Below are 25614 nucleotides of genomic sequence, written 5' to 3' on the forward strand. Positions count from 1 at the left end.
CGGTGCCGCGTCCGCCGGCGCGACCACCTGCGGGCGGACCCGTGCCGCCGCCGCGGGTGCCGGGCTGGCGGCGGTGACCTCCGCGCCGGGGCGAGCGCGGTCCGCGGCGACCGGCTCGCGCTGCTGGGCCACCACCTGGGGCGGCAGCAGGACGACGACGCCGGTACCGCCGCGCGACGAGGGGCGGTAGTTGACGCTGATGCCGTACTTGGCGGCGATGCGTCCCACCACGCCCAGGCCCAGCCGGGTGCCCTGGAGCGAGGCGAGGTCGGTGACCTGGCCCGAGACCGCCTCCTCCGCGCGGCGCATGGCGGCGTCGGACATCTTCAGACCGCTGTCCTCGATGGTGACGACGAGGCCGGCGCTGCGCTCCTCCACGTACACGTGGACCTCGTCGATGGGCGGCGAGAAGTTGGCCGCGTTGTCCATGAGTTCGGCCAGCAGGTGCATGACGCCCTCGGCCGCGAAGCCGGCGATGGCGGCCTTGCTGGAGTTGTGCAGCCGCACCCGCTGGTAGGCGGCGATCCGGCCGACCGCGCCGCGCAGGATGCTCTCCATGACGATCGGCTTGTTCCAGACGCGGCTGGAGCGACCGCCCATCAGCAGCGCCAGCCGGTCGGTCATCAGGCCCAGCTGGGAGGTGCTGTGGTCCAGGCGCAGCAGGTCGCCGAAGACGTCCGCGCCATGGCGCTCCTGCATCTCGCGCAGGTCGGCGAGCATGCTGACGGTCTTGGCCTGGACCCGGCTCAGGGCCTTCGCGGAGGCCGCCTGGGCGGCGGCGGAACGGCGTTCGCTGCGGGCCAGTTCCCGGATGAACGACTCGGCGGGGGAGCGCAGCAGCGGGTTCTCCGGCCAGTCCAGCTTGGCCAGGACGGTCTCGGCGGAGTTGCCCTCACGCAGCAGGGTCACCGCGGCGGGCATGGTGTCGATGGTGAGGCGTTCGAGTTCGCTCATCCACCGGTCCCGTTCCCGCAGCATCCGCTCGATCTCCGACCGCGCCTCGGCGGCCCGCCGTGCGGATTCGGCCACCTCGCTGGTGAAGAGGTGCAGTACCCGCCGCAGGTACGGGTCGGAGGGGGTGGGTGTTCCGGCCAGGATGTCGTCGGCGCTCGTGCCGTGCGCCAGCTGCCGGGCGATCGCCGGGAGCGTCGTGTTGACCAGTTGGTCCGTCTCGGCGCCGTGCTGCATCCAGTTGTTCTTGGTCATCTCCAGTTCGCCGCTGCGGGCCTCCGCCCGGCGCAGCGCCCGGCGCAGCCGGACGGAGGCGGTGGTGGCGACGGCCGCCATGCACGCCCAGGCGACGATCGCTGTTCCGGCCACCCAGGTGCGGGCTGTCTCGGGTGCGAGGGCGACGGCCCCCGCGGCCCCCGCGGCCGTGACGACCAGGGCTGCGGAGAGCACGGCCCGTGAGGGGCGAGTCTCCTGCACAGATTGGCGCTGGCGGGGGCGAGCAGGCACTGGCATTCCGCGGTCCCTCGGTCCGTGAGAGCAGGAGTACGTCCACGACTGGCGCGTCATTGAGAACCTCAACGGCGGTACGCCGTCCTCCGGTTCTAGCGCGCCCCTCATGCTAATGACCACTCTTGGTCAGAAGGCCCTGACGGAGGGCTGTTCTTCACACCAGTTCACTTCGTCGCGAAACGATCAGCGTGCCGCCGAGGTGTGGTATCTAGGCCGACTCGGTCAAAAAACGCCCTTGCGTTGACTGTGGTTGACACTTTCAGGGCATTTGCTGCCCTTTTGTTGTGCGGGCGTTCATCTTCGCGTACAGCCTGGAGAGTCGATTTTCAGCCAACCAGCCGGATCTGAGCGGTGCGAAACGGCGCAGGGCGGGGCCGTTCGCAGGGGCGTGAGCCCCGGTCGTGCCCGGGGCCTCGCTGACGCTCGGGTCGGAGAAGAGCGGGAGGGGACGATGGGTGTCGGTCTCGGCACGGACCTCGTGGACGTCGGCTTCGAGGGCCCGCGCCCACCGGCGGGCCGCCTCGGACGCGGGCAGGACTTCCGCGCCCGGGTGCGGGGTGTGGCACTCCGCGCCCGGGACGTGTTCGTCGAGGCGCACGGCACCGTGGTGGTCGACGAGGGGCCCCGCCGGCCCGCCGCGCGGGGTCAGACCGGCTGGATCCGGGCCCGCAGGAGACAGAACATGGCGGCGCAGGAGGCGCCGAAGAGCGCGGAGCCGGCGGCGACCGCGGCCCACTGGGCGGCTGGACCACTCGTTGCCTTCGGGGTCGATCAGGACGTGCCGGCTCTCGGTGCCGGTCCGGCCGACGTCGGCGGGCCTGGCGCCGAGCGCGAGCAGCCGCTCCAGTTGGGCGTCCTGGTCGCGGCCGGTGGCGTTGGCGTCGACGTGCAGCCGGAGCTTCCCGGGCCGCGGGCCGCCGCTGCGGCTGAGGACGAGCGCGGGCCGCCGGAGCCGCCGCCGGGCGGCCCGATCCCGATGCTCCCGTCGTCCTCCAGGCCCAGTTCGGCGTACCCCAGGACCTCGCTCCGGAACGCGGCGAGCCGTTCGGGACCGGCGCAGTCCGGGACCGGCTCACTGATGCGGCATGCCATGTCCGCCACTGGACGGAGACGCCCCGCAGGCCGGTCTCCGGCCGGGTGCCCCGGGGCCGCCCCGGCGGGGAGCCCGACCGCCCCGGCCGGCAACAAGCGACGCAACCGCACCAATTCGGGCCAATCGCTGGGGTCGCGAGCGGTGCCCGACTACGGTGTCCGCCGGGGATTTTTCCGCCGCGGCGAGGGTCGCGGCGCGGCTTGGGGGGCGCAATGACAACTGGCGGATTCGTCCTGACCGTCTTCTCCGTGGCGCTGGTCATGGCCATGATCACGGTCATCGTCCATCGGACCCGGCGAGTACGTGTGCGGCCTCGTGCCGGCGGACGCGAGGAGGCACGGCGTACGCGCCTGCGGCGGGTGGTGCCGACTGCGGTCGTGGCGCTGGCCATCCTGCTCCCGGCCGCGCCCGCCCACGCCATCTTCAACGGGCTGCCGGCCGCCGAGGGGGAGTTCCCGTTCATGGCCGCCCTGACGCGCGCGGACCAGCCGGGCAACGCCTATGACACCAGGTTCTGCGGCGGATCGCTGATCGAACGTGGCTGGATCCTCACCGCGGCGCACTGCACCGAGGGCCTGACACCGCAGCAGATCACCGTGGTCATCGGGCGGACCCGCCTCACCGGCTCAGCCGGGGAGGTCCGAGGGGTCACCAGCATCGTCCGCCACCCCCAGTACACCCGCACCTGGGACGACACGCCCCACTACGACGTCGCGCTGCTCAAGCTGTCGACGCCGTCAGCCGTCACGCCGATCCGGATGGCGTTCACGAACAACCGCAACACCTGGCTGCCCGGCAGCAACGTCACGACCCTCGGCTGGGGTGCGACCACATGGGTCGGCGACCCGCTGTTCGGTTCACCCGGCGGCTACCCCGACGTCCTGCAGACGCGCGGGCTCCAGGTCGCCGACGACGCGGCCGCCCTCGGCACCTATCCGACCTACCGCGCCGACACGATGCTCACCGCCGGCGTGGCCGGGGCGGGTATCAGCGGTATCTGCCACGGCGACTCGGGCGGGCCGTTGATCGCGTACGGGCAGGGAACCCCAAGACTGATCGGGGTCACGAGCTTCATCAAGGGCAACCAGTGCGGACGGGCGGTCACCGGCAGCGGCTTCGCCCGGGTCGGTGAGGGACCGCTGTCCCGCTGGATCGTCGAGCAGGTTCCGGCACTGGCCAGCGACGGCTGGATGAGCCGCAGCGGTGACTTCGACGGCGACGGCAAGGACGACGTGGCCGCCTTCGTCCGCGGGGTCGTGAAAGCCGGCAGCCCCGACAACTACTCGGTGTGGGTGGCGCTGAGCAACCCGTCCGGCGCCGGGCCGTTCGGCACGCCCACGAAATGGGCGTCGTCGTTCGCCGACACCGACCAGTTCCCGCTGGTCGGGGACTTCAACGGCGATCGGCGGGACGACATCGTCGTCTTCACCCGTGGTTCCGTACACACCGCGGTGGTCGCGCTGAGCACCGGAACCGGGTTCGCGCCGTCGCGGGTCTGGCACACCTGGTTCACCCCGAACGACGAGATCCCGGCCGTCGGTGACGTCAACGGTGACGGCGAGGACGACATCGTCGCCTTCCCCCGGGGATCCGCGGGCGACGCCTGGGTGGCGCTGAGCAGCGGGACGGCGTTCGGCGCGGCGACGTTCTGGGGCAACGGCAACGCGATGTCCAACGAGATCCCGGCGCTGGCCGACGTCAACGGCGACGGCCGGGCCGACGCGATCACCTTCACCCGCGGCGGCCAGGGCGACGTGTGGGTGGCGCTGAGCACCGCGACCCGATTCGGGTCGCCGCAGCGCTGGCACGGCGACTTCTGCTTCGGCTCCGAGATCCCGGCCGTCGGGGACTTCGACGGCGACCGCAAGGCCGACCTCGTCACCTTCACCCGCGGCGACCGGGCCGACGTGTTCGTGGCGCTGAGCAACGGCGCCGCCTTCACCGGCACCGCGGCGGTGTGGAACGCCGACTTCGCCGCGTACCACGAGATTCCGGGCGTCGGCGACTTCGACGGCGACGGCAAGGACGACATCGCCGCCTTCACCCGGGGCGACACGGCAGACGTGTACGTCTCCCGCAGCGACGGCCGGCGCTTCGCCGACGTCCACCTGAAGTGGCACGACTGGATGGTCGCCGGGGGCGAGGTGCCCGCGGGCGGCAGCACCTGGTAGGCGACCCGCGCAGGGGTCGCGGAACGGGTCCGGTGCCCGGGGCGGACGCCGTTCGGCGCCCGCCCCGGGCTCACGCGTGGGTCCGTCAGTCGGTGCCGAGCAACCGCTTCATCCGCGCGATCTCGGCCGACTGGCTGCGGATGATGTCGGCGGCCATCTTCTTCGCCGGCGCGTGGACACCGTCCGTCTGCTCGGCCTCGGCCATGGCCACCGCACCCTCGTGGTGCTCGATCATCAGTTCCATGAAGGCCGTGTCGAAGGCCGTGCCGGAGGCCTGCTCCAGCCGCTCCATGTCCTCGGCGCTCATCATGCCGTCCGCGCCGCCGTGCGTGGAGTGGTCCGCGGCGCCCGCGGCGGGAACCGTCTCGCCCCAGGAGGTCAGCCACCCGGACAGGGTGCTGATCTCGGGGTCCTGGGCCTTCTTGATCTGCTCGGCGAGCTCCTTGACCTCGGCCGACTCGGCTCGCTCCGGCGCGAGACCGGCCATCTCCACGGCCTGCCGGTGGTGGGGGACCATGCCCTGGGCGAAGTCGACGTCGGCCGCGTTGTGCCGCTGCTGCTCAGCGGAGGCGGAGGCGGCAGCGGAGGCGGGCGCGGAAGCGGTGATGGAACCGGCGTTGCCGCCGTGGCCGCCGTGGCCGGCGGAACTGTCGCCGCCGGCGCCGCCGCAGGCGGCCAGCGACAACGCGGCCGTCGTGACGGTGGCGGCCAGGGCGACGGTACGGCGGGCGAGAGAAGGCGTGAGATGCATGAGGTGCGACTCCTGGGTGTACGGCCCGGTCGGGGCATGCGTGGATGGCGGATGAGGACGCCGGCGCGCGGCACCACGCGTCCGGCTCTCTCGGTGAGCCGGCGCGGTGCCGGGCGGGGCGTTCTATATGCGCAGGAGTTGCAGTGCGGACAGATCAGGTGGCGCCCGGTGGTTCCGGTCGGCCGCGGCCGCGCCGGTACGGAGGGCCGGAGCGGTGGTGTGCGCGGGCGCGGCGCCCAGCGCGGGGGGCGTGTACGCGGAGGCGGTGCCCGCGGCGGCGCAGGCGGCGTCGGCGTGGTGGAGGTGGCCGGCCCCGCCCGGTGGATGCGAACAGTCCGTATCGGCCCCGTGGGCGGCCGGCTGGACGGCCGCCGTCATGTGCCCGGCCCCGGTGTGCCCGTCGGGCAGGCCGCCCCCGGGAGCCAGGGCGTGCATGCCCAGCACGCCGCCGATCACGACGAGGATCAGCAGCACCAGCACCCGCCCGGCCGGGCGGGTGCGGGAGATCGTGACGCTGCTGGACATGGCGCCATCGTAGGGCCACCGGCGGACGAGGCCCCGCAGGGCCACCGACGCCGGTCCGACGCCCCCTGAACAGCGGACACCGGTTGTCCCCGGACCGGAGCAACGCCCGGTTCAGCCGTCACGTCCCCGCCGTGCGCCCGTGCGCCCGTCGCCCACCGTGCCGTCGGACGGCGGGGGCGCGGCGGTGCGCAGCCGGTCGAGGCGGGTCACGACCGGCCCCGCCGTGACGCCGTGCAGGATGACGGAGGCCAGCACGGTGAAGGTCACGACCGCCCACAGCTCCCGCTGCGGCACCGGGAACGCGTGCTGCCCCAGTGCGTAGGCGAGGTAGTAGAGCGAGCCGATGCCGCGGATCCCGTAGCCCGCCACCACCCACCGTTCCTGACCCCGCAGCCGGCTGCCGAGCAGCCCGGCCCAGCCGGACAGCGGCCGGATCACCACCAGCAGCGCCAGCGAGGTGACGGCACCCTGCCAGGTCAGGGCAGCCAGGCCACCGAGCGCGATGAAGGCGCCCAGCACGAACAGCAGCACCGCGGTGAACAGGCGCTCGACCTGCTCCACGAAGTCGTGCAGGACGTTGTGGAAGCCGTGGGCGCGCTCGGCCGCGCGGATCGCGCACGCGGTGACGAACACGGCCAGGAAACCGTATCCGCCCAGCAGTTCGGTCACCCCGTACGACAGGAAGGTGGCGCCCAGGGCGACGAAGCCCTCGCGGTGCTCGGACAGCCGCAGCACCGGCGAGCGGGGCCGGAAGAACAGCCAGCCCAGCAGCCGTCCCACGAGCCACCCGCTCAGGACGCCCACCCCGCACCTGAACCCGACGTCCAGCGCCGCCCAGCCGCCGGTCCACTCGGCCGACCAGCCGCTGCCCGCGGCCGCCGCCAGCGCCACCGCCGCGTAGGTCACGGGGAAGGCCAGTCCGTCGTTGAGCCCCGCCTCGCTGGTGAGCGCGAAGCGCACCTCGTCCTCGTCGTGCTCGTCCTCGGTCGGCTCACCCACCCGCACCTCCGAGGCGAGCACCGGATCGGTCGGGGCCAGGACGGCGGCCAGCAGCAGCGCGGCGGCCGGCGGCCAGTCCAGCAGCCACCACGCCGTGAGACCGGTGGCGAGGACGGTCAGGGGCATGGTGATGCCCAGCAGCCGCCAGGTCGAGGCCCACCGGCGCCGGCCGACCGGGCGGTTCAGCGCCAGTCCCGCGCCCATCAGGGCGACGATCACGCAGATCTCCGTGACGTGCTCCACCAGCAGCCGGTCCGCCACCGGGTCGATCACCGGCAGCGGCAACGGCAGCAGGTACACCCCGATCCCGGCCACCAGGAACACCAGGGGGAGGGACAACGGCCGCCCGGCCACCACCCGGGGCAGCACCGCCGCGAGGAGCGCGCCCCCGCCCAGCCATGCGAACACCGCGTCGGAGATCGTCACCGCGCCACGCCCCTTCCGCCCCGTCCACCCGCCGCCCTGCCGATCCGCGCGCGACGGCCGCCGGACGGCGACCGGGACCACCGGTCACCTGCCTGCCTCCGGCCGGCGCGGTGGCGCGCGTCTTGATCGCGTACCCACCTCAGCACAGGATCACCGGGCCGACCGGTCGGCTCGCTGCGGCAGCCGGGCACGGGTACGTCCGCATCGGAGGGGGCGTGTGTGCGAGCCGCCCGCCGCGCCCCCTCACCCGGCCCCGTCCTCGACCCCGCCGACGACGGCGGCCCAGGGCTGGGCCGCCGGGTCGTCCCGCCAGGCGCGCAGAGCGCTCGCGTCCACGCAGACGATGCCGCACTGCTCGGCGTACTCCACGGCTGGTGCGGTGAACTCGCTGGTGGTGACGACGACGGCCAGGTCCGCCTCGTGCACGGTGAAGCAGGTGCCGCCGAAGCGCTGGAGTTCCTGGGAGCCGACCTTGTTGTCGTCGCCGTAGCGCTTGCACTGGACGACCAGGCGCCGGCCGTCGGGGGTCAGCGCGACCACGTCGGCACCGAGGTCGCCGGCGCCGCCGACGACCTGTACCTGCGAGCAGCCGCCCCGTACACACAGGTCGGCTATCGCCTGCTCGAACTCGTCGGGGCTGAGGGCGTGGTGGTCCAGGACGACGGTCGGCTCGTCGGGCGTCGCCCCCGGGCCGCTCGGGGACGGTGCGCCGGTGCACGGTGCCCCGGGAGCCTGAGCGGGCGCGGTCGCGTCGAGGGCGTCCAGCGCCGTCGTCGTGGCCTGCTGGAGTGCCGCGGTGGTGCGGCGTGCGAGCCGGGCGGCGGTCAGACGGCGCCGGCGCCTGCCGTAGGCCAGGGCGAGGGCCACGCCGACCAGCGACAGGACGGCCGCCCAGAGCGGGCGTTGCTCCACGACCCGCGCCGCCGCGCGCGCGACCAGCCCCAGACACACCAGGACCACCGCGCTGAGTCCGAAGAACATGGCTGTCGCGCGCAGGTCGAAGCGGCGCTCAGAGTACGCGGGACGCTCGGGGCGCTCGGGCAGGGTGACCACGGTCACTCCTTTCTCCGGCAACGAAGATCATCCCCGTCGTGTGCCCGCGTAAGCCCTCCGGCAACTCTTCCGACCGGCCAAGGACTTCGCGCGGCCGCTGCCCCGCTCTTCGTCCGGCTGGACCAGGGCCGTCTTCGGCGTCCTCGCCGCCCCTGCGGGCGCGGGCGCGGGCGCGGTGGGGCTGATCGCCCCGGACACCCTGCTCGCGCGCATGGGCTGCGCCCCTGCGGCCGGCTCCCCGCGCGCGGAGGGCGACCTACCGTGGCCTTCCTCACCGCGTCCGCCACGGCGGCGCTCACCATGGGCGTCCGCTACGTGCCGGCCTCGCCGACCGGCCGGCGGGCGTTCTTCCGCTGGACCGTGCCGGTGCCGGTGGCCCGTCGGTGCTGGTGGCCCGCAGCGCGGGTGGTGGCGTCCAAGCTGACGGTCCGTCAGCCGTGGTGGTGCGTCACTCCGGCTCCTGGGCGTTCGGGGACGTCGCGGGCGGTGCGGGGCGTTCCCGGCCGCCGTCGTGTCCCGACACCACCACGGCCAGGAGCCCGACGACGACGGCCGCGGCGGCGGCCCGTCCGGCCGCCCGCACCGTCCAGCCCGGCAGGGACACGCCCTCCCGGCGCCCCGGTGCGCCCAGTCGTTCGGCTCGGCGGGAGGGCCGCAGCAGTCGGAGCAACAACAGCACCGCCACCGGCAGTTGCAGCAGCCACAGCACCGTGCGCGGCCACTCGCCGTACCAGACGTTGGTCCCGTACAGCAGGGTGTGCCACACACTCAGCACGTACACCACGATCACGAACCGGTGCAGCCGGCGCCAGGTGTTCGCGCCGATGCGGTGCCGGACGTAGAACAGCAGCCCCAGGGGGATCGCCAGGTAGAGGGCGCCCTGGCCGATGGGGATGGCGAGCCTGCCGGTGCCGGAGTCGTACCAGCCGGGCACGAAGGTGTCCGCGAAACCCGTCCACAGGCGCTGGGCCCACGTCAGCTGAACCTCGTAGCGCACGAGTTCGGCCGCGAACAGCAGCGCGTGCGCGAACATCAGCGCCATGGTGGTCAGGCTCGTGGTGCGGTGCCAGCGTTCCAGGACCTGCCGGGAGACCGGCAGCCGGGCGGGGCGGGGGCCCGACAGCAGCAGCCCGAGCACGACCGTGCCCCAGGCCCACAGCAGTCCCGACCAGCCGAACGCCTGACTGAGCAGATACATCCAGTACGTGTCCGGGTCGTCCATGAACGGCATGACCGCGACCGTCGCCGACGTGCCGGACCCCATGCGCACGGAGAGGAACACGAACACGGCGGCCGTGACCGCCACCGCCGCGGTCGCGTCGGGCACGGCGGCCCGCAGATCACCGCGGAGCGCGACCCGGTCGGCCGGACGCCGGCCGGGGCCCGCCGGGGCGGCCGTACCGTCGTCGTCCGGCCTCGCGTCTGGCAGCATCAGGGGCCTCCCGGGCACGGGTCACCGCGGCGGCGGTGCGCAGGTGTCGTGGGTGAACAAGTGTGACGGAGGGAAACAGGCGCCGCTGAGGCTCGATCCGGCCAGAGCGGTTCGCGGGCCCGTGGCGATCTCCCGCCCTGACCGCCACCTTCGTATTCAGGACAACCGCCGAACAGCCACTGTCGCGGTAAGGTCCGGGCCTTTTACGCTGACCTGCCACCGCGCCCGGGGCCGCCCGCCCGGCTCGTGCACGGTGACATCCGGGACTGGGTCGGCGGGACGAGACGGTCACAGGCGTACGGGTGACCGCGCCTCCTCCCCGGTCCAGGCACAGGGCTCGCAACCAGGAGGAGGACGCGTGCGTGAGGCCGGTTCCCGCGAGCCGTACCGCTTCCCGGCCGGCTCGCCGTCCGGCGGACCGGGGCGGGCGGCGCCGGCCGTGTCCGGTGTCTGCCACGGCACTCTGGGCGAGCTCTACCAGGGCCCGCTGCACGCGGGCCCCGACCCGGACATCGCGGTGGTGTCCTTCCCCGTGGACCGCCACTCCTGGGTGTACTTCACGCCGGGACCCGCGGCCGGCCCGCCGCAGCCACCGCCGTTCGGGGAGAAGTCGGCGACCGCGGTGGGGCTCTTCCTGGAGCACTACGGCCTCACCCTCCCGCCGGGGCGCTGGAGCACCCATTCCGACCTGCGGGTGGGGGTGGGAATGGCCAGTTCGACCGCGGACATCGTGGCGACGCTGCGCTGCCTGTTCCGCGTCTTCTGCCTGCCCTGCGACACGGACGTGCTGCTCGGCATCCTGGCGGCGATCGAGCGCGCCGACAGCGTCTTCCTCGACGAGTTCGCCCTGCACCTCAGCGGACGGCACCGGGTGGTCCGGCGGCTGGGCACGGACATCGGCTTCCACACCGCCTTCGTCACCGAGCCCGGGACGGTGGACACCGCCGCCGTCACCACCGTGCTGCTGGACCACTACCGGCGGCGGGGCGAGGAGTACGAGCGGTGCCTGACCGACCTGCTGAAAGGTTTCGGCTCCGGCGACCCGGCCGCCGTCGCCCGGGCCGCGACCGGCAGCGCCGCGCTGTCCCAGCAGGTGCTGCCCAAGGCGACGTTCGACGACCTGCTCGCCCACCGCGAGCGGTTCGGCGCCGACGGCGTCTTCGTCGCCCACACCGGCTGCCTCAGCGGCTACCTCTTCACGCGCCGCCCCGGCGCCGGGCTGAAGTCCGACCTCTCCGCGTTCTTCCACTCGCTCGGCCACCAGTGCTCATTCGCCCAAGGAGGCTACGGGTGATCCACCCCCACATCGCCGACGCCCTGAAGGTCCCCGACCTGGTCCGGCTCACCGACGGCACGGTCCTGGTGCGGTTCGAGTCGATGAAGGTCTACTCGGCGCTCGCGGCCGTCCGCCACCTGCTCGACCGCGGCACGGTCAGTCCGGGCCAGACCCTCGTCGACAGCTCCAGCGGCATCTACGCCTACGCGCTCGCGCTGGCCTGCCACCGGTACGGCATGCGCTGCCACATCGTCGCGTCCACCACCGTGGACGCCACCACCCTCGCCCAGCTGGAGATCCTCGGCGCCACCGTCGAACAGGTCAGACCGTCCCGCGACCTCAAGCTCGACCAGGAACTGCGGGTGCGGCGGATCCGCGAGATCCTCGCCGAACGGCCCGCGTGCCACTGGATGCGCCAGTACCACGACGACGTCCACTGCCTCGGCTACCACGAGGTCGCCGACCGGCTGGCGGCGGCGTTCCCCGGCCGCCCGCTGACCGTCGTCGGCGGCGTCGGGTCCGGCGCCTCCACGGGCGGCATCGTGGACCGGCTGCGGACCACCGACCCGTCGGTGCGGCTGGTCGGCGTCCAGCCCTTCGGCAGCGTCACCTTCGGCAGCCAGGACCACCACGACCCGGAGGCGATCATCGCCGGGATAGGGTCGTCGATCGTCTTCGACAACGTCCGCCACCACCTCTACGACACCGTGCACTGGATGGACTTCACCCACGCGATGTCCGGCGCGGTGGCCCTGCTGCGCGAGCACGCGGTGTTCGCCGGACTGTCCACCGGGGCCGCGTACCTGGCCGCCGCGCACGAGGCCCGCCGCCACCCCGACCGGCTGCACCTGGTGATCGGCGCGGACACCGGACACCGCTACGTCGAACGCGTCTTCGCCCGGCACGCGGAGGCCCCGGACCCCGCCGCGCTGAAACCCGTCGAGGTCCGCGACCCCGAGGCGATGACCATGCCCTGGTCCACGATGACGTGGCAGCGCACCCCCTGCCCGGCGCGCTGGAAGGAGCGGGTGGCATGACCGTGGTCTGCCTGGAGTCCCTCACCTTCGGCCTCGGCCGTCTGGTACGCGCCGCCGACGCGCTCGGCGAGCGGCTGCGGCTGCTGACCCGCGACCCCGCCTACTACGCGTACGAACTGGCCGGGCTGCCCCCGGGCGCCCTGGACGTCGTGGAGACGGACACCTTCGACGTGCAGCGGCTGAGCGAGGACCTGCACCGGACCCCGGAGCTGCACGGACTGATCAGCTCCACCGACACCTGGACCCTGGTCGGAGCCGAGCTCACCACCCGTCACGACCTGCCCGGACTCGACCCGGCCGTGCTCCGCCTGACCCGCGACAAGGCCGCCGTACGCAACCGGCTGCACGAGCGTGGACTCACCCGCGGGCGGGCCGTCGAGGCGACCGCCCCCGGCACGGACCTGCGGGAACTGCTGCTCAAGGAGGCCGGACTGCCCGCCGTCCTGAAGGACACGGCCGGCACCGGATCGCAGAACGTCTGGCTGGTCCGGGACGGCGAGGAGCTGGACGCGGCGCTCGGCGAGGCAGCGGGCCGGCGACTGACGGGACGGCTCTTCGCCGAGCCCTACTTCACCGGGCCGGTGTACAGCGCCGAGACCCTCACCTGGTCGGGCCGGACCCGGCTGCTCGGCGTCTCCAGCCGGCTGATGTCACCGGAGCCCCACTTCCGCGAGGAGATCACCGCCTTCCCCGTCGCCTTCCCCGAGGCACGGCGGGTGTCGCTGGAACGGTGGCTCGGCGAGGTGCTCGCCGCCCTCGGCTACACCGACCGCTTCGCCCACGTGGAGTTCGTCCTGACCGCCGACGGACCGGAGGTGGTGGAGGTCAACCCCAGGATCGGGGGCGCCCTGGTCGGCGAGGGCCTGTGCCGGGCCCTGGGGGTCAACGTGTACGAGGCGATGATCGAGGCCGCCCTCGGCCGCCGCCCCCGACTGATGGACGCCGCACTTCCCGGCGGCCCGGCCGTCGCGTTCGTCCTCGGCTACCCCGCGGCGCCCGGCACGTTCACCGGGGTCGCCGGGCTCGACCGGCTGGCGGCCATGCCGGGGTCGCCCGCCTGGTACCCGGTCAAACGGATCGGCGACGCCGTCGAGCACCTGGGCGACAGCCGCGGCTACGCGGGCATCGTCTACGCCGAGGCCGAGACCGCCGAACTCGCCACGCACCGGGCGGTGGCCGCCGCGAACGCCGTACGCGTGCGCACCGAACCGTTTCCGCCGCCGGCCGGCGCCGGGGCCCGCGGTGACTGATCCGGCGCGGGGCGCCACCGGCCTGCGGGCCGCGCTGTCCACGCTCGGCGGTCCGCCGCGCTTCCTGCTGCTCAGCTCGTTCCTGATCCCGCTCGGCAGCTTCATGGTCCTGCCGTTCATGTCGGTGTTCCTGCACGAACGGCTCGGCATGGGGCTCGGCACGGTCGGTGTCGTCCTGGCGGTGGCGTCACTCGTGCAGTTCTCCGGCGGCGTCGTCGGCGGGGCCCTCGCCGACCGGATCGGGCTGCGCCGCACCATGCTGGCGGCCCTCGTCGTGCGCACGGCCGGGTTCGTCGGCCTGCTGCTGGCCCTGCGCTGGCCGCCCCTGGCGGTCGGCGCGCTGGTCCTGACCTGCTGCGGCGCGGCCCTGTACCTGCCGGCCAACAAGGCGTACCTGGTGCACGGCGTGGACGACGAGCACCGCCCGGCGTTCCTGTCGGCGGGCAACGCGGCGCTCAACGCGGGCATGGCCGTGGGCCCGCTGATCGCCGGGCCGTTCGTGCTGTCCTCACCCGGCCGGCTGTTCGTCGCCGTCACCGCGCTGTTCGTCCTGGTCACCGCGGGCCACGCCCGGCTCCCCGAGGCGAAGCCCCAGCCCCAGCCCCAGCCGGAGCCCCAGCCGGAGCCGGGGGCGCGGGCGCCGGGGCGGGGCCTGCTCGCCGGGCCGGCGGCGCTGCCGTTCGCCGCCAACGCGCTCGCCTTCTACCTCTACTTCCACTTCCAGCACTACCTGGCGGTCTACGCCGTCGACCGGGCCTCCAGCGGGTTCTACAGCCTGGTGCTGCTGCTCTGCTTCACGCTGGTCATCGTCGTCCAGCCGCTCGCGGCCCAGTGGATCCGGCGCCTGCCGTACGCCGTGGCCCTCACGGCCGGATTCACGGGCCTGGCCGCCGGGCTGGCCGTGCTGGCGATCGGCACCCGGGCGGCACTGCTGGCCGGGGGAGCGCTGATCACGCTCGGCGACATCGTGCTGTTCCTCAAGAACGACCTGGAGGCGCTGCGCCGCAGCCGCTGCTCCGACGCCCAGGTCTTCGGCCGGCAACGCCTGGCCGCGGGGCTCGGCGCCTGCGCGAGCGGTGTGCTGGGCGGGCAGCTGTACCGGCTGGGCGAACAGGCCGGGAACACCGGCTGGTTCTGGCTGCTGGCCGCCGCCCAGTGCCTCCTGCTCCCCCCGCTGCTGCTGATCTTGTACCGCCGTACCACGCGACGGCCCGGCCCTCACGGTCCCGACGAAGGAGCACTGACGCCGCATGACACGAACGGGCGGGTTCCAGGACGATGACTTCTGGACGGAGTTCCACGACTTCCTCTTCTCCGAACAGCGTCACGCCCAGGCCGAGGACCTGCTGCGCACCTCCCCCCTGCTCTCCTTCCCGCCCGGCGCACGGGTGCTGGACCTGTGCTGCGGTCCCGGGGTCTTCACCGTGCCGCTCGCCCGACGCGGCCACGACGTGACCGGGGTGGACCTCAGCCCGGCCATGCTGGACCGGGCGCGCGAACGGTCGGCCGACGCCGGCGCGCACGTCACCTATGTGCGGGCCGACGCACGCGCCTACACGGCACCGGGCGGCTTCGACGTCGTCCTCAACATGTTCACGTCCTTCGGGTACTTCGAGGACCCCGCCGACAACGCGCGCGTGCTGCGCACCATGCACACCTGCCTGGCACCCGGCGGCACCCTCGTCCTGGACCTCGCGGGCAAGGAACTGCTGGCGCGCAGGGTCACCCCGCCCAAGGTGGTGCGGCGCGGCGACGACCTGCTGGTGCAGACCGACACCGTGCTCGACGACTGGGCGCGGCTGCGCAGCGACTGGGTGCTGGTGCGGGGCGACCGGGTCACCCGCGCCACACTGGTGTGGTTCGTGTACAGCGCGGTGGAGCTGCGGGAGATGGCCGAGCAGGCGGGGTTCGGCCGGGTGGAGGTCTTCGGCGGCTTCGACGGCCGCCCGTACGACGAGAACGCCGAACGCCTCGTCCTGCGGGCCGTCCGGGAGACCTGACGGCAGGCGGAGGCGGGCGGCCGGGAGCGCACGCCCTGTCACTCCTCACTCAAAGGCACGTACTATCACTGGGTCATCGCCGCGACGGGAACCAGGAAGCCGGTGCGAATCCGGCACGGTCCCGCCACTGTGACCGGGGAGTGCACCCCTCGACATGCCACTGCGCCGACCGCGCGGGAAGGCAGGGGGAACGTCGATCCGGGAGTCAGGACACTGCCCTGTCGCGGGCCCGTTCCGAGGAGCGCGGACTCCAGGAGGCTCTACGTGTCACGGTTGTTACCCCCTGCCCGTACGCGCCGGCCGCTGCGCGCCGCGGCGGCGCTCGCCCTGTCGGCGGCGCTGCTCACCGCCGGCTGCGTCTCGTCCGGCGACGCCGCCCGGGACGAGAAGGCGCCGGCGCCGTCGCTCAAGGGCTTCCCCGTCACCGTCGACAACTGCGGTGTGCGCACGACGTACGACCGGCCGCCGTCCCGGGTGGTCACCATCCACCAGCACCCGGCGGAACTCATGCTCGCCCTCGGGCTGAGGGACCGCATGGTCGGCACCGCCTTCCCCGACTCGGCCGTCCTGCCCGGACTGCGCGAGGACTTCGAGGCGATCCCCGAACTGGCGCAGAAGGAGCCGTCCTTCGAGACCGTCCTGGACACCGGACCCGACCTCGTCTACGGCGGCTACGGCAGTGCCTTCGCCGAGAACGAGGGCCGCTCCCGCGAGGCGTTCGCCGACGCCGGCATCGACACCCATCTCAACCGCGAGTACTGCGGCGAGAAGCGGGTGACGATGGAGGACACCTACGACGAGATCCGCACCGTCGGCCGCATCTTCGGCGTGACCGGCCGGGCCGACCGGCTCGTCGCCGACCTCCGGGGCCGGGTCGGCAGGGCCGCCGGCGCCGTGCGGGACGAGCCCGAGGTGCCCGTGTTCGTCTACGACAGCGGGGACAAGACCGCCTTCACCGCGGGCGGCAAGAGCCTGGGCACCGAGCTGATCCGGCTGGCCGGCGGCCGGAACGTCTTCGCCGACCTCGACGACGTCTTCGGCGACGTCTCCTGGGAGCAGGTCGTCGAACGCAGGCCGGAGGTCATCGCCGTCTACGACTACACCGGGGCCGGCAGCGTCGAGCAGAAGAAGGAGTTCCTGCTCGCCCAGCCCGCCCTCGCGGACGTACCGGCCGTGAAGAACCGGCGGTTCGTCGTCCTGCCGCTGACCGCCACCCTGGTCGGCGTCCGCTCGGCGTACGCGGTCGAGGACCTCGCCCGCGGACTGCACCCCGAGAGCTTCCGGTGACCCGGACCGCGACCGGGGCACCCGCCGGGCGGGCAGCACGACGGGCACCGGACGGACGCGGCGCGCGCCGCGGCACCGTGGCCGGGACGCTGCTCGTGCTCGCCGTGCTGCTCGTGGTCTCCGCCACGGCCGGCCTCGCGATCGGCTCGGTGCAGGTGCCGCCCGGCCAGGTGTGGGGCATCGTGACGCACGCGCTGGGCGCCGACTGGGTGACCCCCGACTGGTCGCGGGCCCGCGCGACCATCGTGCTGGACATCCGGGCACCGCGCGTCCTGCTCGGGGCGGTGACCGGTGCCGGGCTCGCCGTCGTGGGCACCGCCCTGCAGGCGCTGGTGCGCAACCCGCTCGCCGAGCCCTACCTGCTGGGGGTCTCCTCCGGCGCGTCCCTCGGCGCGGTGACGGTGATCGTGTTCGGGGTGAGCCTGCTCGGACCGGCGTCGCTGTCGGCCGCCGCGTTCGCCGGTGCCCTGGGCGCGCTGCTGCTCGTCTACGCCACCGCCCGCACCGGCGGCCGGATCACCTCGGCCCGGCTGGTGCTCTCCGGCGTGGCGATCGCGTCGGTGCTCACGGCGGTGCTGGACCTGCTGCTGCTGACCACCGACCGGGGCAACGAGGCGCGCGCCGTGCTCGCCTGGACCCTCGGCGGTCTCGGCGGCGTCACCTGGGGCACGCTGTGGCTGCCGAGCCTGGCCATGCTGTTCGGTATCGGCGTCCTGCTGGTGCAGGCCCGCGATCTGAACCTGCTGCTGGCCGGCGAGGAGGCCGCCACGACCATGGGGCTGGACGTGGCCCGCTTCCGCGCCCGCCTGTTCGTCCTGGTGTCCCTCGTCACCGGCGTCCTGGTGTCGGCGGCCGGCCCGATCGGCTTCGTCGGTCTGATCCTGCCGCACATCGTGCGCCTGTTCGTCGGCGGTGACCACCGCCGCGTCCTGCCCACGGCCGCACTCGGCGGAGCGGTGTTCCTCATCTGGGCCGACATCGCCGCGCGCATCGTCGCCGCGCCGACGGAGGTACCGGTCGGCGTCCTCACCGCACTGTGCGGCGGGCCGTTCTTCCTGTGGCTGATGCGCCGGGACGCCCGGCGGAACACCGACCGAGGAGTGGCATGACCGCGACCGACCTGTCCGTCGACGGCGTCACGCTCACCGCAGGCGCCCGCCACCTGGTGCGGGACGTCTCGCTGACCGCCCGTCCGGGAGAGACGATCGGGCTGGTGGGCCCCAACGGCAGCGGCAAGTCCAGCCTGCTGCGGACCGTCTACCGGGTCCTGCGCCCCGACAGCGGGGCGGTCCGGATCGACGGCGCCGACGCCTGGTCGCTGCCCGTGCGGCAGGTGGCCCGCACCGTGGCGGCGGTGGTGCAGGACTCGGGCACCGACGTCGATCTCGCCGTGCGCGAGGTCGTCGCGATGGGCCGCACCCCGCACAAGCGCCTGCTGGCCGGCGACACCGCCGAGGACGCCGAGCTGATCGAGTCGGCGCTCACCGCGGTGGACGCCACCCACCTGGCCGACCGCCCCTTCGACCGGCTCTCCGGCGGCGAACGCCAGCGCGTGCTCATCGCCCGCGCCCTCGCCCAGCGGCCCTCCCTGCTCATCCTGGACGAACCGACCAACCACCTCGACATCCGCCACCAGCTGGACGTCCTCGGCACCCTGCGCCGACTGCCCGCCACGGTGCTCCTCGCCCTGCACGACCTGAACCTGGCCGCCTACTACTGCGACCGCCTCTACGTCCTGCGCGACGGCGGGGTCACGGCCTTTGGCCCACCCGCGCAGGTGCTCACGACGCAGCTCCTCGCCGACGTCTACGGCGTGGCGAGCGAGGTCGCCGTCCACCCGCGCACGGGGGCACCCCAGGTGACGTTCCTTCCCGGGGAGCCGCAGCAGGGCACACGGGCGAAGGCGGATCATCCCGTCGGGTGATGGGCAGTAGGGTGCAGTGGTGACCTCGTTACCGGACGACCCGCCGCCGCCGATCGGCGAAGACGACCGCGACACGGCCGTGCGGCACTTGCAGCAGGCGTACGCCGAAGGCCTCATCTCGCACGAGGAGTTGGACGGACGCCTCCACCAGGCGCTCACCGCCACGGCGCGCGGCGAGCTCGTGTCGGCCCTGGTCTCACTCCCGGAGCAGCAGCCCGGCACCGCGTCGACGATCGCCGCCGCCGGCGGACGGATCAAGCGGCGAGGCGCGTGGCGGGTCCCTCGGACCCTCGAGGTCGAGTCCGCGTACGGAAGCGTGCGCCTTGATCTGTCCCGGGCGGTCATCGAACACCCGGTCGTCGACATCGAGCTGCACCTGGGGACCGGCGGGGCCAGGATCACGGTGCCCCGCGACACGGTCGTCGACGTCGAGGGGCTGCGCGCGGAGTGGAAGGACCTGCGCTACGAGGCCCCGCGGCGCTCCCGCCCCGGCGGCCCGACGATCCGCGTCTCCGGGACCATGGGCTTCGGCCGGCTGAGGATCCGCCACGCGCGGCGCCGAGGCGCGTGGCCCCGACGCCGTGCGGTCGGCCGGCCAGGGGCCGCCACCTGTCCTCCCACGCGGGTGCGATGCCGCTGAGCCACTTCAGCGCGCCGTCGGCCAGGCCCGGCCCGTCACTCCGCCCGTGCCTGAGCGGGCGTCGCCTCCGCGGCCCGCGCCGACCGGGCCGCCGCCGCGCCGCCGGGGGCCGCTCCCGCGGCGGCTGTGCCTGAGTGTCCGAGCAGGGATCGTCCGGAGACGCTGGACATGGTCACCCTCCCTGTGCGCCGGACCTGCGGGTGGGTCCCGGGGCCGCCGGTGGATCTTCGGCACGACCGGCGGCCGGTGTGGGCTGAACGGTGCCGTCCGGTTGGGTGGGCCCCTCGGACGGGACGAGCCGGCCCGGTGGCGCCCGGGAGTCGGGCGCCACCGGGCCGGCTCGTCGGTGCGGCATCGAGCGGGCAGGTGCGGTGCCGCACCGGGGCCGGGGGATCGGTCAGGCGCCGGGCAGGACGCCGGTGCGGGCCACCTGCGCGTACCAGTGCGCGGACGCGGCCCGCTGCTGTGCTGCGGTGACCACGTAGGTCCTTCGGCCGTCGTGGGCTTCGCGGACTCCATCCTCGCCCGGCACACCAACCCGCCCTTGACGACGGTGCGTCAGCCGGTCGAGGAACTGGGCCGGACGATGGCGCGCCTCCTCTCACGCAGATCACGGAACCCGGCGGAACGCGGCGGCAGTTGACGCTCCCCACGGGGCTGGTGGTGCGCGAGTCGTCCTGACGGGTCGCTGGATGCGGCCGATGGCGAGATGAGGTCCGTCGAGCGGCTGGTGCCGGACACGAACTGCGGGAGGTGCTCCGACGCGGCGTGCGGTCGGCACCGACCCGCCCGCGGGGCGGAGGCCGCCGTCGGCCGTCACCGGCGAGCCGCGGCCGGTCAGGTGGACGCGGGCCGCCCTCTTCCCGCCCGGGCGCTCAGGCGGGCAGGGTGGCCGGGGAGTCCGGTGCGGGCGGCGGGGCCGTGCCCGCGCGCAGGATGCCCTCGACGCCGTTCAGGAACGTCTCGCAGATCAGCGTCGGGTCGAACAGGCAGCCGGCTGCCATGGCGCCGTCCCGGAGCATGACGAAGTGCCGGCCCGCCGCGTCGGCGGGAGCGCGACCGGCGTCTTCCAGCAGCCGCGTGGCGGTCTCCAGGAACCACTGCCGGTGGGCCAGCACGGCCTGGTGGACGGGGTGCGCCGGGTCGGGGTACTCGGCCGCCGCGTTCAGGAAGGCGCATCCGCGGAACCCGGGGGACCGGATGCCCTCGGCGAGGTACCGGCTCACGGCCCGGACCGTGTCGGCCGCCGGCAGGCCCTGTGCCCGGATGGCGGCCACCTGTCCCCGGATGCCCTGATCGGCCCGCCGGAGGTAGGAGAGGATCAACTCCTCCTTCCCCTTGAAGTGCCGGTACAGGGTGGCGCGAGTGACCTGGGCCTCCGCGATGATCCGGTCCACGCCGACGGAGTGGATCCCCTCCGCGTAGAAGATCCGGGTCGCCGTGTCGAGCAGCCGCACCCGTGCCTCGGACGCGCCCCCGCCTTCTGTGCCCGTGCTCATGGCGCCCACTGTATCAGCCGATGAGGGAGAACGTTCGGTCTTGACAGCGGCTCCGGGGCCCTCTTGGATGCATGCCAAGACCGAACGTTCTCCCTCACCCTTCGCCGCCAGCTCCGCCCTGGCCGAAAGGACCCCTCATGGACGCCTCCGCCTCCGCCCCCGCCCCCACCGCGAGCGACCCCGCGGCGCTGCGCCGCCTGTACTTCTTGCGCTTCGCGTTCGCCGCGGTGTGGGCCGTTCTCCTGTTCGCCTCCGCCGACTCGCTGGACCTCCTCAGCGCGACGCTGCTCGTAATCTACCCCCTGTTCGACGTGGCCTGCGCGGTCGTCGACGTCCGGTCCGCCAGGGCGAACCGCGGACCGGTGCGCGGTCTCTGTGCGAACATCGCGCTCAGCACCCTCACCGCCGCAGGTCTGGCCGCCGCCGCCACCTCGGGCATCCCGGCCGTCCTGCGGGTCTGGGGCGTCTGGGCCGTCACCGCGGGACTCGTCCAGCTGATCGTCGGCGTCCTGCGACGCGGCATGGCGGGACAGTGGCCGATGATCGCCAGCGGTGCCGTCTCCACTCTCGCCGGGGGCTCCTTCACGGCCCGGGCCGGCCAGGACAACGCCTCCCTGAGTGCCTTGGCCGGCTACGCCTTCCTGGGCGGGGTCTTCTTCCTCGTCTCCGCACTGCGTCTGGGGCAGGCCGACAAGGCGAACCGACTCGCCTCTTGAGATGTCGCCGGCGCGACGACGCGCGCGGATCCCGCACCCCGGGGCCGCTCACCGTCGTTCTCCGCCAGATCCCGTTGCGCACGAGAGCCCTCCCGCCGACGCGCGGCGCGGGGGGCTCTCGGGGGGGCGGCGAGGTGTGGGCGGTCCGTTCGAGTCCTTCGTCCACGCCGGGCTGCCGCTACCGGATCCCGAGCTGTCCCCGTGCCGGCGGGTCAGGCCCGGGAGGGGCGGCGGTCGGGGGTGAGGAGGTAGGCGATCGCCATGTCGCTGAGTTCCTCGGCGTACTGGCGCTGGTCCGTCTCCCCGGTCCGGCTGTCCGGGCGCAGCGAGTTGTGGAAGCAGGCGCCGAGGAGGGCGCGCGCCGCGGTGTCCAGCGCTGCCGCGGGGTCGGACCGCCGGATCTCGTGGGCGTAAGGGGCCGCCGCGTCGAGCAGGAGGCGGTGGATCTCGGTGATGGTGCGGGCCCCGCGGTCCAGTGCGCTGCTCTCCCGCGCGCGCAGCAGCTCGGTGAAGAGGCTGTTGCTGTCGGAGAAGGACCGCAGCAGCGCGTGCGCGTAGGCGTCCATGACGCCGGACAGCGACGGCTCGGCGTCGCGCAGCTGTGCGGCGACGTACTCCTCGCGCCGTTGCAGCATCCGATCGGTCAGGGCGGCTATGAGCTGTTCCCTGCCTTCGAAACGGCGGTAGATCGTGCCCACGGCGACACCGGCGCGCTCGGCGACGCCGGTGATCGTCATCTCCTCCAGGCCGTCCGAGGAGGCGATGTCCTCGGCCGCCCGCAGGACGCGCGCCAACGTCGCAGTGCTGCGCGCCTGCCGGGGTTCCCGGTAAGGGGCGGGGCGGTTCGGCTCGTCAGTCATGTGCCGCAGCGTAGCGAGCGCGTTCCCGAAGGTCTTTCGTGACAGGGGCTGTGCACGGGCGGGTTCCTCTGAGTATCCTCCGACGCGAATGTGAATACACATTCGCTTCATGTGGAGGTACGAGAATGACCGACAACCAGACCGTTCCGCCCGTGTCCGTGGCCCTCGTGTCGGGCCCCACCGGAGCCGGGAGCATCGACGACTACGAGCTGGCGTACGCCCGTCGCGCCCTGGACCGCTTCCGGACGCTGCTGGGTCGCCAGGGCCTGCTCGACCTCCTGGCGGCGGACATCGAGGAGGGCAACGCCCGACTCCGCGAGAACGCCCAGGCCTCCGGCGGCAGCTTCCGGTCCGGCACGACGGTGCTCGACGCGCGGGGCCTCACGTCCGGGGAGTTGGTGGCCTGGATGGAGCAGGCCTTCGCGGGCGACGAGGGCGCGCTCCTCGCCGGGCACCCCGAGCACTACGTGATGACCCCCGGGCCCGACGGATCGTTCCGGGTGGTGGAGAACGTCGGCCCCCACGTCTGTTCCTTCCTCATGGGCGGCTGGGGAACGGACGCGATGGCCTGGGCCGCGGACGCCGACGAACTCCTCCCGCAGTCCGCGTGCACCCACAAGATGTCCTCGAACCTCTTCCTGACCGACGGCACCGTCGTCGGGCGGGCGTTGATCCAGTTCGCCGACACCCCCGACGGCTTCACCGCGCACCTGACGTTCTACGTGCCCGTCACCTGCCCGCAGGACGTGCTGGAGCACCACTTGCGGCACTACGCGGTCGAGTTCAGGAACTGGATCGTCGCCGCGGCGGCGGCGCGCGCCTGAGAGGTCGGCAGAGGTCCCTCCGCGGTGACGTCGCGTTCACCGCCTGCGACCTCTGGACGTGACACTCGAATATATATTACATTTATCAACATGTCATGTAAGGAAGCGGTGGGTATGACTCCATCAGTGCGGGACGGTGCGTCGCTCGTCGGCCGGACGGAGGAGGGGCGGCGCTTCGCTCCCCCCGCCGATCTGGCGGCGGCGGCCAACGTCACGGCCGCGGCGTACGAGCAGGCCGACGCCGACCGGCTGGGTTTCTGGGCCGAGCAGGCCCGCCGGCTGACCTGGGCCACCGAACCGGCCGAGACGCTGGACTGGTCGAACCCGCCGTTCGCCCGGTGGTTCGCCGACGGCGAGCTGAACGTCGCGTACAACTGCGTCGACCGCCATGTCGAGGCCGGCCACGGCGACCGGATCGCTCTGTACTTCGAGGGCGAGCCGGGCGACAGCCGGGCGATCAGCTACGCGGAACTCAAGGACGAGGTGAGCCGGGCCGCCAACGCCCTGACCGAACTCGGCGTCACCCAGGGCGACCGGGTCGCGGTCTACCTGCCGATGATCCCCGAGGCAGTCGTCGCGATGCTCGCCTGCGCCCGGATCGGCGCCCCCCACTCGGTGATCTTCGGCGGCTTCTCCGCCGACGCCGTGGCGTCCCGGATCGCCGACGCCGACGCCAAGCTGGTGATCACGGCGGACGGCGGCTACCGCCGTGGCAAGCCGTCCGCGCTCAAGCCCGTCGTGGACGCCGCCGTGGCCCGGACGCCACAGGTCGAACGCGTCCTGGTGGTGCGGCGCACCGGCCAGGACGTCGCCTGGGACGACACACGTGACGTGTGGTGGCAGGAGATCGTCGGCCGGCAGTCCGCCGCGCACACCCCGGAGCCGTTCGGCGCCGAGCATCCGCTGTTCATCCTCTACACCTCGGGCACCACGGGGAAGCCGAAGGGCATCCTGCACACGTCCGGCGGATACCTGACCCAGACCGGCTACACCCATCACGCGGTGTTCGACCTGAAGCCGGAGACCGACGTCTACTGGTGCACCGCCGACATCGGATGGATCACCGGCCACTCCTACATCGTCTACGGACCGCTGGCGAACGGTGCCACCCAGGTGCTCTACGAGGGCACCCCGGACACCCCGCACCGGGGCCGCTTCTGGGAGATCGTCCAGAAGTACGGGGTGACACTCCTCTACACCGCGCCCACCGCCGTCCGGACGTTCATGAAGTGGGGCGACGACATCCCCGCGCGGTTCGACCTGAGCAGCCTGCGGGTGCTGGGCAGCGTCGGCGAGCCGATCAACCCCGAGGCGTGGGTCTGGTACCGCGAGCACATCGGCGCCGGGCGGGCCCCGGTCGTGGACACCTGGTGGCAGACCGAGACCGGCGCGATGATGATCTCGCCGCTGCCCGGTGTCACCGTCACCAAGCCCGGTTCCGCGCAGGTCCCGCTGCCCGGCATCGCGGCCACGGTGGTCGACGACGAGGCCCGGGAGGTGCCCGCCGGCTCCGATGGCTACCTGGTGCTGACCGAGCCGTGGCCGTCGATGCTCCGCACGGTCTGGGGCGACGACCAGCGCTACCTGGACACCTACTGGTCGCGCTTCCCGGGCCGCTACTTCGCCGGTGACGGCGCCCGGAAGGACGAGGACGGCGACATCCGGCTGCTCGGCCGCGTCGACGACGTGATGCTCGTGTCGGGGCACAACATCTCCACCGCGGAGGTCGAGTCCGCGCTCGTGTCCCACCCCGAGGTCGCCGAGGCCGCCGTCGTGGGCGCCGCCGACGCCACCACCGGGCAGGCCGTCGTCGCCTTCGTCATCCTGCGCGGCAGCGCCGAGGACGGCGGGCGAGCCGGTGCGGGCGGCCCGGGACTCGACGCCGAACTGCGCGACCACGTCGGCAGGACGCTCGGCCCGATCGCCAAGCCCCGGCGGATCCTCACGGTCCCCGAGCTGCCCAAGACCCGATCCGGCAAGATCATGCGGCGCCTGCTGCGCGACATCGCCGAGAACCGGGAGCTGGGTGACGTCACCACTCTCACCGACTCCTCCGTCATGGACCTGATCCGGTCCGGGCTGCCGGCCGCCCCGGGAGAGAACTGACCGGGCGGGCACGACGGCGCAGCGCGAGGCGGTGCGCCGGCCCCGCGGCCGGGTGCGGCTACTGGCCGCACGCGGCGGCGAGGGCCCTGCGGATACGGACGGGCTCGTAGGTGGGCGAGGCGCTGGAGAGGACGACGAGGGCGGTGCGGGCCAGGTGGGTCGCCAGCGCGTGGGAGGCCGCCTTGGCGTCGCGCGACTTCACCGCCTCGGCGATGGTGCGGTGCTGGGAGCTCGTGTCCGCCTGCCACTCCAGCGGGTTCCACGAGACGAACGCCATGCGGTAG

The 25614-nt window shown here is 73.4% G+C and carries 24 protein-coding genes, 2 pseudogenes and 1 riboswitch; of the genes and pseudogenes, 14 read left to right on the plus strand and 12 right to left on the minus strand.

The genetic code is table 11. The annotated features are described in order from the left end of the window. From ACFF45_RS31955 to ACFF45_RS31965, 3 genes and pseudogenes are all read right to left on the minus strand, one after another. On the minus strand, positions 1-1464 hold a 1464-nt coding region (locus tag ACFF45_RS31955), incomplete at its 3' end, for a sensor histidine kinase (protein ID WP_381350362.1). A 256-nt stretch (positions 1465-1720) separates the two neighbouring features. After that, positions 1721-2197, minus strand: a complete 477-nt coding sequence (locus tag ACFF45_RS31960; protein WP_446697140.1) for a YxiG-like protein — start codon at positions 2195-2197, stop codon at positions 1721-1723. 12 nt (positions 2198-2209) lie between these two features. Continuing rightward, positions 2210-2553 (minus strand): annotated as a pseudogene (locus tag ACFF45_RS31965) (VOC family protein); the annotation flags it as partial. A 213-nt stretch (positions 2554-2766) separates the two neighbouring features. Here ACFF45_RS31965 and ACFF45_RS31970 point away from each other — a divergent pair. Next, on the plus strand, positions 2767-4725 hold the full coding sequence (locus ACFF45_RS31970) for a trypsin-like serine protease (RefSeq protein ID WP_381350364.1): 1959 nt from the start codon (positions 2767-2769) through the stop codon (positions 4723-4725). Between the two features lie 85 nt (positions 4726-4810). Here the strand turns inward: ACFF45_RS31970 and ACFF45_RS31975 are convergent, their stop codons facing one another. The 5 genes from ACFF45_RS31975 to ACFF45_RS31995 form a co-directional block, all read right to left on the minus strand. Further along, on the minus strand, positions 4811-5476 hold the full coding sequence (locus tag ACFF45_RS31975) for a DUF305 domain-containing protein (protein WP_381350367.1): 666 nt from the start codon (positions 5474-5476) through the stop codon (positions 4811-4813). 123 nt (positions 5477-5599) lie between these two features. Then, entirely contained in the window at positions 5600-6001 is a 402-nt protein-coding gene (locus tag ACFF45_RS31980; protein ID WP_381350368.1) for a DUF6153 family protein, read from the minus strand. Positions 6002-6112: 111 nt separating this feature from the next. Beyond that, positions 6113-7426 (minus strand): cation:proton antiporter, encoded by a 1314-nt coding sequence (locus tag ACFF45_RS31985; RefSeq protein ID WP_381350371.1) that lies wholly within the window; start codon positions 7424-7426, stop codon positions 6113-6115. Positions 7427-7669: 243 nt separating this feature from the next. After that, positions 7670-8479, minus strand: coding sequence for a restriction endonuclease (locus tag ACFF45_RS31990; RefSeq protein WP_381350373.1), 810 nt, complete (start codon positions 8477-8479; stop codon positions 7670-7672). Positions 8480-8927: 448 nt separating this feature from the next. After that, complete coding sequence (locus ACFF45_RS31995) at positions 8928-9911, minus strand: ferric reductase-like transmembrane domain-containing protein (protein WP_381350374.1); 984 nt, start codon at positions 9909-9911, stop codon at positions 8928-8930. A gap of 358 nt (positions 9912-10269) precedes the next feature. Here ACFF45_RS31995 and ACFF45_RS32000 point away from each other — a divergent pair, with 358 nt between their 5' ends. The 9 genes from ACFF45_RS32000 to ACFF45_RS32040 all read left to right on the plus strand — a co-directional run bounded on the left by ACFF45_RS32000 (position 10270) and on the right by ACFF45_RS32040 (position 19325). Next, on the plus strand, positions 10270-11205 hold the full coding sequence (locus ACFF45_RS32000; RefSeq protein ID WP_381350375.1) for a GHMP family kinase ATP-binding protein: 936 nt from the start codon (positions 10270-10272) through the stop codon (positions 11203-11205). Further along, positions 11202-12224 (plus strand): cysteine synthase family protein, encoded by a 1023-nt coding sequence (locus ACFF45_RS32005; protein ID WP_381350376.1) that lies wholly within the window; start codon positions 11202-11204, stop codon positions 12222-12224. Before ACFF45_RS32000 ends, ACFF45_RS32005 begins: the two co-directional genes overlap by 4 nt. Further along, positions 12221-13474 (plus strand): ATP-grasp domain-containing protein, encoded by a 1254-nt coding sequence (locus ACFF45_RS32010; protein ID WP_381350378.1) that lies wholly within the window; start codon positions 12221-12223, stop codon positions 13472-13474. Before ACFF45_RS32005 ends, ACFF45_RS32010 begins: the two co-directional genes overlap by 4 nt. After that, a complete protein-coding gene (locus tag ACFF45_RS32015) occupies positions 13467-14756 on the plus strand; it encodes an MDR family MFS transporter (RefSeq protein ID WP_381350379.1) in 1290 nt (429 codons plus the stop codon). The genes ACFF45_RS32010 and ACFF45_RS32015 overlap by 8 nt, the downstream gene beginning before the upstream one ends. After that, complete coding sequence (locus tag ACFF45_RS32020; protein ID WP_381350380.1) at positions 14725-15474, plus strand: class I SAM-dependent methyltransferase; 750 nt, start codon at positions 14725-14727, stop codon at positions 15472-15474. The genes ACFF45_RS32015 and ACFF45_RS32020 overlap by 32 nt, the downstream gene beginning before the upstream one ends. Positions 15475-15526: 52 nt before the next feature. Continuing rightward, a riboswitch (cobalamin riboswitch) is annotated at positions 15527-15710 on the plus strand. A gap of 28 nt (positions 15711-15738) precedes the next feature. Then, a complete protein-coding gene (locus ACFF45_RS32025; protein WP_446697139.1) occupies positions 15739-16761 on the plus strand; it encodes an ABC transporter substrate-binding protein in 1023 nt (340 codons plus the stop codon). Further along, positions 16758-17870, plus strand: coding sequence for a FecCD family ABC transporter permease (locus ACFF45_RS32030; RefSeq protein ID WP_381350381.1), 1113 nt, complete (start codon positions 16758-16760; stop codon positions 17868-17870). The genes ACFF45_RS32025 and ACFF45_RS32030 overlap by 4 nt, the downstream gene beginning before the upstream one ends. Continuing rightward, entirely contained in the window at positions 17867-18685 is an 819-nt protein-coding gene (locus tag ACFF45_RS32035) for an ABC transporter ATP-binding protein (RefSeq protein WP_381350382.1), read from the plus strand. The genes ACFF45_RS32030 and ACFF45_RS32035 overlap by 4 nt, the downstream gene beginning before the upstream one ends. 19 nt (positions 18686-18704) lie before the next feature. After that, on the plus strand, positions 18705-19325 hold the full coding sequence (locus ACFF45_RS32040) for a DUF1707 SHOCT-like domain-containing protein (RefSeq protein WP_381350383.1): 621 nt from the start codon (positions 18705-18707) through the stop codon (positions 19323-19325). A gap of 397 nt (positions 19326-19722) precedes the next feature. Here ACFF45_RS32040 and ACFF45_RS32045 read toward each other — a convergent pair whose 3' ends face one another. Further along, entirely contained in the window at positions 19723-19857 is a 135-nt protein-coding gene (locus ACFF45_RS32045) for a hypothetical protein (RefSeq protein ID WP_381350394.1), read from the minus strand. Between ACFF45_RS32045 and ACFF45_RS32050 the strand changes: the two are divergent. Beyond that, positions 19810-20006, plus strand: a pseudogene (locus ACFF45_RS32050) (substrate-binding domain-containing protein); the annotation flags it as partial. The gene ACFF45_RS32045 and the pseudogene ACFF45_RS32050 overlap by 48 nt on opposite strands. Positions 20007-20200: 194 nt before the next feature. Here ACFF45_RS32050 and ACFF45_RS32055 read toward each other — a convergent pair. Then, positions 20201-20824, minus strand: coding sequence for a TetR/AcrR family transcriptional regulator (locus ACFF45_RS32055; protein ID WP_381350384.1), 624 nt, complete (start codon positions 20822-20824; stop codon positions 20201-20203). Positions 20825-20961: 137 nt separating this feature from the next. On the opposite strand from ACFF45_RS32055, the gene ACFF45_RS32060 reads away from it, so the two are divergent. Next, positions 20962-21540, plus strand: coding sequence for a hypothetical protein (locus tag ACFF45_RS32060; protein WP_381350386.1), 579 nt, complete (start codon positions 20962-20964; stop codon positions 21538-21540). Positions 21541-21752: 212 nt separating this feature from the next. On the opposite strand, the gene ACFF45_RS32065 is transcribed toward ACFF45_RS32060, so the two are convergent. Next, a complete protein-coding gene (locus ACFF45_RS32065; RefSeq protein ID WP_381350387.1) occupies positions 21753-22400 on the minus strand; it encodes a TetR/AcrR family transcriptional regulator in 648 nt (215 codons plus the stop codon). Positions 22401-22525: 125 nt separating this feature from the next. Here ACFF45_RS32065 and ACFF45_RS32070 point away from each other — a divergent pair, with 125 nt between their 5' ends. Both ACFF45_RS32070 and acs read left to right on the plus strand, forming a co-directional pair. Continuing rightward, the gene (locus ACFF45_RS32070; RefSeq protein ID WP_381350388.1) at positions 22526-23224 is read left to right on the plus strand and encodes a hypothetical protein; all 699 of its coding nucleotides are present in this window, start codon (positions 22526-22528) and stop codon (positions 23222-23224) included. A 114-nt stretch (positions 23225-23338) separates the two neighbouring features. After that, positions 23339-25330 carry an acetate--CoA ligase gene (acs, locus tag ACFF45_RS32075; RefSeq protein WP_381350389.1) on the plus strand — a complete coding sequence of 664 codons (1992 nt, stop codon included), beginning with the start codon at positions 23339-23341 and terminating at the stop codon, positions 25328-25330. A 58-nt stretch (positions 25331-25388) separates the two neighbouring features. Here the strand turns inward: acs and ACFF45_RS32080 are convergent. Beyond that, the coding region (locus ACFF45_RS32080) for an FCD domain-containing protein (protein WP_381350390.1) at positions 25389-25614 on the minus strand (226 nt) is incomplete at its 5' end.

Origin of the sequence: Streptomyces cinereospinus (assembly GCF_042430725.1) — a bacterium.
In the GTDB taxonomy this organism is placed as follows: domain Bacteria; phylum Actinomycetota; class Actinomycetes; order Streptomycetales; family Streptomycetaceae; genus Streptomyces; species Streptomyces cinereospinus.

What these genes read in the sequence shown, in the direction of transcription:
- ACFF45_RS31970 (WP_381350364.1), top strand. Translation starts at nt 2,767, where the DNA reads ATGACAACTGGCGGATTCGTCCTGACCGTCTTCTCCGTGGCGCTGGTC.
- ACFF45_RS31975 (WP_381350367.1), bottom strand. Translation starts at nt 5,476, where the DNA reads ATGCATCTCACGCCTTCTCTCGCCCGCCGTACCGTCGCCCTGGCCGCC.
- ACFF45_RS32020 (WP_381350380.1), top strand. Translation starts at nt 14,725, where the DNA reads ATGACACGAACGGGCGGGTTCCAGGACGATGACTTCTGGACGGAGTTC.
- ACFF45_RS32065 (WP_381350387.1), bottom strand. Translation starts at nt 22,400, where the DNA reads ATGACTGACGAGCCGAACCGCCCCGCCCCTTACCGGGAACCCCGGCAG.
- ACFF45_RS32070 (WP_381350388.1), top strand. Translation starts at nt 22,526, where the DNA reads ATGACCGACAACCAGACCGTTCCGCCCGTGTCCGTGGCCCTCGTGTCG.
- ACFF45_RS31980 (WP_381350368.1), bottom strand. Translation starts at nt 6,001, where the DNA reads ATGTCCAGCAGCGTCACGATCTCCCGCACCCGCCCGGCCGGGCGGGTG.
- ACFF45_RS32055 (WP_381350384.1), bottom strand. Translation starts at nt 20,824, where the DNA reads ATGAGCACGGGCACAGAAGGCGGGGGCGCGTCCGAGGCACGGGTGCGG.
- acs (WP_381350389.1), top strand. Translation starts at nt 23,339, where the DNA reads ATGACTCCATCAGTGCGGGACGGTGCGTCGCTCGTCGGCCGGACGGAG.
- ACFF45_RS32060 (WP_381350386.1), top strand. Translation starts at nt 20,962, where the DNA reads ATGGACGCCTCCGCCTCCGCCCCCGCCCCCACCGCGAGCGACCCCGCG.
- ACFF45_RS32010 (WP_381350378.1), top strand. Translation starts at nt 12,221, where the DNA reads ATGACCGTGGTCTGCCTGGAGTCCCTCACCTTCGGCCTCGGCCGTCTG.
- ACFF45_RS31995 (WP_381350374.1), bottom strand. Translation starts at nt 9,911, where the DNA reads ATGCTGCCAGACGCGAGGCCGGACGACGACGGTACGGCCGCCCCGGCG.
- ACFF45_RS32035 (WP_381350382.1), top strand. Translation starts at nt 17,867, where the DNA reads ATGACCGCGACCGACCTGTCCGTCGACGGCGTCACGCTCACCGCAGGC.